This is a genomic window from Luteimonas sp. 8-5 (genome assembly GCF_029763755.1).
In the GTDB taxonomy this organism is placed as follows: Bacteria; Pseudomonadota; Gammaproteobacteria; order Xanthomonadales; family Xanthomonadaceae; genus Cognatiluteimonas.
In genome coordinates, this window is sequence record NZ_JARUVM010000069.1 from 1 (window position 1) to 321 (window position 321).

Here is a 321-nt window from a genome sequence, read left to right on the forward strand (position 1 = left end):
CGGCGGGATCGTGACGGTGATCGTCTTCGTCGTCGAGTACCCGCTGCAGTTGCCCGTTCCGGTCCCGGCACAGGCACGGACGCGGTAGCTGTAGCTGCCGTCGGTCTTGCCGCTGATGGCGCGGCTGGTGGCGCTGGTGTCCTGGATGACGCTCCAGCTGCCAGTGCCGACTTTTTCGCTCAGCTCGTAGTGCGTCGCGCCGGTGGCACTGGTCCAGCTGGCGGTGTAGCTGCCGGTGGTGCTGGACGTTGGCAGCGTCAGGGTCGGCACGGGCGGCGTCGGCGGCGGGATCGTGACGGTGATCGTCTTCGTCGTCGAGTA

The 321-nt window shown here is 67.9% G+C and carries 1 pseudogene; it reads right to left on the bottom strand.

Annotated features, from left to right (window positions below):
- Positions 1 to 321, bottom strand: a pseudogene (locus QAA18_RS08585) (hypothetical protein); the annotation flags it as partial.